This window comes from Chryseobacterium sp. PMSZPI, assembly GCF_002835665.1.
In the GTDB taxonomy this organism is placed as follows: Bacteria; Bacteroidota; Bacteroidia; order Flavobacteriales; family Weeksellaceae; genus Chryseobacterium.
On record NZ_PIZV01000020.1, the window covers coordinates 1 to 2,832 of the forward strand.

General features: G+C 35.1%; 4 protein-coding genes. All 4 read left to right on the forward strand.

Annotated elements, in window-relative coordinates; translation table 11 throughout:
- The coding region (locus tag CW752_RS04340) for a TonB-dependent receptor domain-containing protein (RefSeq protein ID WP_117614360.1) at positions 1–954 on the forward strand (954 nt) is incomplete at its 5' end.
- 84 nt (positions 955–1,038) lie between these two features.
- Complete coding sequence (locus tag CW752_RS04345) at positions 1,039–1,470, forward strand: hypothetical protein (protein ID WP_101238542.1); 432 nt, start codon at positions 1,039–1,041, stop codon at positions 1,468–1,470.
- Positions 1,471–1,536: 66 nt separating this feature from the next.
- The gene (locus CW752_RS04350) at positions 1,537–2,529 is read left to right on the forward strand and encodes an aspartate-semialdehyde dehydrogenase (protein WP_101238543.1); all 993 of its coding nucleotides are present in this window, start codon (positions 1,537–1,539) and stop codon (positions 2,527–2,529) included.
- 57 nt (positions 2,530–2,586) lie between these two features.
- Positions 2,587–2,832 (forward strand): cation diffusion facilitator family transporter (locus CW752_RS04355; protein WP_185117567.1); only part of this gene is annotated, 246 nt, incomplete at its 3' end.

Genomic DNA, 2,832 nt, shown 5'->3' on the forward strand with positions numbered 1-2,832 from the left:
CACAATGTATTTGCCAACGTGGGATATTATAGCAAGCAACCATTCCTAAACGCAGTATATCCTAATAACAAAAACTACCTTAATCCAAATTTAACAAATGAGAAGATCTTTGGTGTTGAATTAGGATATGGATTCCGTTCAAAAATATTTAATGCGAATGTGAATGTTTACAGAACTAGTTGGAAGGATAGATTTCAAAGATCTGGAAGCTTATCAATCACTGTACCAGACCCTAACAATCCTGGAAATAACATGATCATCAATAATGCGTATGCTAACATCATGGGAATTACAGAAGTCCACCAAGGTCTTGAAGCAGATGCAACAGCCAACATTACTAAAATGATATCATTATTCGGTTCATTCTCAATTGGTGACTGGTATTACAAAGGCAATGCAACAGGAAATGTGTTCTCTGAAAACAACGAACCTATTCCTTTAAATAATTCTGTTAATGGGACAACTTTATACCTTGATAAAGTAAAAGTTGGAGGTTTTGCTCAAATGACGGCAGCTATTGGAGCTACTATTAAGCCAGTAGAATGGCTATCTGTAGATGGAACATATAGAGGTGTTAGAAAACTTTATGCTAACCTAAACGTATTAAACTTTACAACTCCAGAAGCTGGACAAGCTGGAGCTTTAGAACTTCCTACATTTGGACTTATTGATCTTGGAATCACCTTCAAAATCAAACTAAGAAATCCAAAACAATACTTTACAGTTCGCGGAAATGTTTACAACCTATTCGACAAAACTTATATTGCTGAGTCAAACACAAACTATCAAAATGGTTTAACTAAAGAGCAATATGAAGCTACTTACAAAGGATCAAATGTTCCAAAGTATGAAGATTATGCTAATGCAGGAACATGGAATGGTATTAACCAGGTTAACCAAGTTTGGTTCGGATTCGGAAGAACATGGTCTGCAACCCTATCATTCAACTTCTAATTATCACAATATTAGATTTTATAAATATCAATCCCGGCTTTGAGCCGGGATTTTTGTTATCTTTGTGTACAAAAAAATAGGATTATGGATTTTTACAACATTTTGCTTCATGCCCACAAAGGATTCGGGTATCTTGAACTTCTTTTGGTAGCATTATTTATCATTGCACTTTTAGCAACTATGTTTGGTTTCAGTGGAAAAGTAAACAAATTTTTAAAGAAGACTACCCTCTTCACAATGATTTTTTTCCATGTTCAGTTTTTACTAGGGATCATCATGTTGATCACTAACTTCACAAAAGGCTTAAATATGGGAGAAGTAATGAAAAATGCGGCATTAAGATTCCAATATGTTGAACACCCATTCTCTATGCTTATTGCAGCTGTATTAATGACAATCGTTAATAAAAAAGTAAAATCCAATGATACCATTTCTTTAGGCGTTGTTATCATGGGATTAATCGCAGTAGGTTTATTTGCATTTGCGTTCCCTTGGACAAGAGTCTTCGGGGCTTAAAACAGAAAAGAAATTATATGCGTTATAATTTATAAATAGTTTAATCTTAAATTTTTAATTAAATCAATGAAAGTAGCTGTAGTAGGTTCAACAGGAATGGTTGGACAAGTTATGCTTAAAGTTTTGGAGGAGAGAAACTTCCCTGTAACAGAATTAATTCCAGTAGCATCTGAAAAATCTGTAGGTAAAAAGGTGAAGTATAAACAGAAGGAATTTACGATTGTAAGCATGAAGGACGCTATAGCTGCTAAACCGGATATTGCTATCTTCTCTGCCGGAGGATCTACTTCTCTTGAATTTGCTCCATTATTTGCAGAAGCAGGAACAACAGTAATTGACAATTCTTCTGCATGGAGAATGGACCCTGATAAAAAATTAGTCGTTCCTGAAATCAATGCTGATGTTTTAACCAAAGAAGATAAAATCATTGCAAATCCAAACTGTTCTACCATTCAGTTGGTAATGGTTTTAGGACCTTTGAACAAAAAATATGATTTAAAAAGAGTAGTCGTTTCTACTTATCAGTCTGTAACCGGAACAGGTAAAGCTGCTGTAGACCAGTTAAATGGTGAAATTAACGGGGATGACTCAATCGCACAAGTATATCCGTATCAGATCTTTAAAAATGCATTGCCTCATTGTGATGTATTTGCTGATGATGATTACACTAAAGAAGAAATCAAATTGATGAAAGAACCTAAGAAAATCTTAGGAGATGACACTTTCAATTTGACAGCAACAGCGGTAAGAGTTCCTGTTCAGGGAGGACATTCTGAAAGTGTAAACATTGAATTTGAAAACGAATTTGATTTAGACGAAGTAAGAAAAATTCTTTCAGAAACTCCGGGAGTAGTAGTAATGGACGATGTGAAAAACAACCACTACCCAATGCCATTATACTCTGAAGGAAAAGATGAAGTATTTGTAGGAAGAATAAGAAGAGATTTGTCACAGCCGAAGACACTCAACCTCTGGATTGTCGCAGACAACCTGAGGAAAGGAGCAGCAACAAACGCTGTACAAATCGCAGAATATCTTGCAGCAAACAACTTAGTATAAACTAACAAAATAAAAAAGAGTCTCAAAATTGAGATTCTTTTTTTTATCAAACACGATATGACCACCCAGAAAAACACCCATAAAGATAAAATAGGATTTCAGAAGATTATTGCCGCCTTTGGAATCATTCTTTTCATCGGAAAAATCATTGCATGGCGTCTCACCAATTCTGATTCCGTATTCTCTGATGCCATGGAAAGTATTGTGAATGTTATTAGTGCTTTTATGGGTCTATATTCACTTCATTTGGCAGCAAAACCAAAGGATGAAGACCATCCCTACGGCCACGGGAAAGTAGAATTT